The 2,553-nt window shown below is 65.6% G+C and carries 2 protein-coding genes; both read left to right on the forward strand.

The window, feature by feature from the left end; all coding sequences use genetic code 11:
- Positions 1-124 precede the first annotated feature (124 nt).
- A complete protein-coding gene (locus P0D80_RS49435) occupies positions 125-1,000 on the forward strand; it encodes a tyrosine-type recombinase/integrase (RefSeq protein WP_408295862.1) in 876 nt (291 codons plus the stop codon).
- 23 nt (positions 1,001-1,023) lie between these two features.
- On the forward strand, positions 1,024-2,199 hold the full coding sequence (locus P0D80_RS49440; RefSeq protein ID WP_408295865.1) for an IS91 family transposase: 1,176 nt from the start codon (positions 1,024-1,026) through the stop codon (positions 2,197-2,199).
- Positions 2,200-2,553 lie beyond the last annotated feature (354 nt).

The raw sequence follows: 2,553 nt of genomic DNA on the forward strand, positions 1-2,553 counted from the left end.
GGACGAAACCGCTCGCGCGGTAGTGGGGCTCCGGTTGAGCTCGGGTGGCAGGTGAGAGGAAACCGACTCTGTTTCCATGTTGGGTACGAGGCAATCCGCCTCGTTCCTCAACAGGAGCAGAGCCATGACTCACACCAGCCAGGATATCAGTCCGCTGCGCCAGCACATGATCGACGACATGCGCATGCGCAAGCTCGCACCGCAGACGCAGGCCGGCTATGTCCGCGTGGTCCGTCAGTTCGCCGCTTTCCTCGGGCGCCCGCCCGACACCGCCACCGTCGAGGACCTGCGGCGCTACCAGCTGCATCTGGTCGACCACGGCATCTCGCCCGTGTCGCTGAATGCCGCCATCACCGGACTGAAGTTCTTCTTCGAGATCACGCTCAACCAGCCCGAGCTGATGGCCAGGATGCAGCCGGTGCGCGTGCCCCATACGCTACCGGTCGTGCTCAGCCCTGACGAGGTGGCCCGCCTGATCGCCGCTGCCGGCAACCTGAAGCACCAGACGGCACTGTCAGTCGCCTACGGTGCCGGGCTGCGTGCGAGCGAAGTGGTGGCGCTGAAGGTCGGCGACGTCGACAGCCAGCGCATGACGCTGCGCATCGAGCAGGGCAAGGGCCGCCGCGACCGCTACGCGATGCTCTCGCCGGTCCTGCTCGAGCGCCTGCGTGTCTGGTGGCGCGTGGCCCATGCGCAGGGTCGCATGCTCGAAGGCGGCTGGCTGTTTCCGGGCCTCGATCCGGTGGACCCGCTCAGCACGCGGCAACTGAACCGCGCGATCCATGCCGCCGCAGAAGAGGCACACCTCGGCAAGCGCGTATCCATGCATACGCTGCGCCATAGTTTCGCGACCCACCTGCTCGAACAGAAGGAGGATATCCGCGTGATCCAGGTGCTGCTGGGGCACAAGAAGCTTGAGACCACCTCCCTCTATACCCAGGTGGCCACCGACCTCCTGCGTCAGGTGATCAGCCCGCTGGACCGCCTGCCTTCCGAGTAGGCCAGCACCGCGCGGAGCGCCCCGTGCTGGAGGTCGCGGATATCTTCCGCATCCATGGCCCAGCGTGGCGACAGACTGTCCCGCTGAGCCTGGGACAGCTGAAGGTCATGTCGGCCATCGAACAGTGCCGCACCGCGGCGCTGGGTGGACATGTGTTGCGCTGTTCCGGCTGCGCCAGGCTGGAGATCTCCTACGACTCGTGTAGGAACCGCCATTGCCCGAAGTGCCAGGCGAGCGCCGCACACCGCTGGCTCGAGGCACGTCAGGCCGACCTGCTGCCCGTGGAGTATTACCACGTGGTCTTCACGCTGCCAGCGGCGATCAGTGCGATCGCCTGGTACAACAAGGCGGTGCTCTACGGCCTGCTGTTCGACGTCGCCGCCCAAACGCTGCGTACCATCGCCGCCGATCCGAAGCATCTGGGCGCGCACATTGGCGCGACGCTCGTGCTCCATACGTGGGGCTCGGCACTCACGCATCATCCGCACGTGCACGGCATCGTCCCCGGTGGCGGACTGTCACCCGACGGTGAGCGCTGGGTCGCCTGCCGGCCCGGCTTCTTCCTGCCGGTGCGCGTGCTCTCACGGCTGTTCCGCCGACGCTTCCTGGAAGAACTCGCGGCGCTGCATCGCCGCGGCCAGCTACGCTTCTTCGGCGAGTACGACGCGCTCGCCGATCCTGCCGTCTTCGCACAGTGGCTCGCGCCGCTACGCGCCCGTGAATGGGTGGTGTTTGCCAAACGCCCGTTCGCGGGACCCGACGCGGTACTCGCGTATCTCTCGCGCTATACCCATCGCGTCGCCATCTCCAACCAGCGGCTCATCGCGCTGGACGAACGGGGCGTGACCTTCCGCTGGAAGGACTACCGCGCGAAGGGGCGCACCCGCTACAAGGTCATGGCCCTCAGTGCCGATGAGTTCATGCGCCGCTTCCTGCTGCATGTGCTGCCCGCTGGCTTCCATCGTATCCGTCACTACGGCCTGTTTGCCAACCCGGTGCGGCGCGACAATCTCGCGAAGATACGCGAGCTGTTGCACGTAACAACCGTCGATATCGCGCCCGTTAGCGACAACACCTCGCCAGACACTGCACAGCCGACCTTCGTGTGCCGGCACTGCGGCTCGCCGATGATCATCATCGACATCCTCCAGCGCAGCCAGCCGATCCGGGCACCGCCCGCGCAGCGAGGCGCAGCATGAGCGCAAGTGGCTCAAGGTATTCAACCCGACTGTCGGCTCTCCGGCAACGAGAGCCAACAGGAGACAGTTGCGCTGGTCGTTTCAGACAGGTCCTTCCGCGTCGCCCCATCGTCACAACCATCGCCTGTGGCAGCTTCGCAACCGCGCTTGCGCCCATCCAACGCATGGTTTGCCTCAGTTCCCCATCGTCCGATTGATAGTGCGATCTCTTCAATCGCCATAGTCGGGTAAGGTTCTCACCGCATCGGAGCACTCCGCGGTTTCCTCCCTCGAGGCTTGTGCGACGCCTGCCCGCTGGCTCACCGGCGCGCTCACATGCATGCGGCTTCAGGGCAGGCATCGCACAACCCTTAA

Source organism: Paraburkholderia sp. RL17-373-BIF-A (assembly GCF_046030175.1).
Classification (GTDB): Bacteria; Pseudomonadota; Gammaproteobacteria; order Burkholderiales; family Burkholderiaceae; genus Paraburkholderia.

Bases quoted from the DNA above. Each gene is read 5' to 3' on its own strand.
- P0D80_RS49435 (WP_408295862.1), top strand. From the start codon at position 125: ATGACTCACACCAGCCAGGATATCAGTCCGCTGCGCCAGCACATGATC.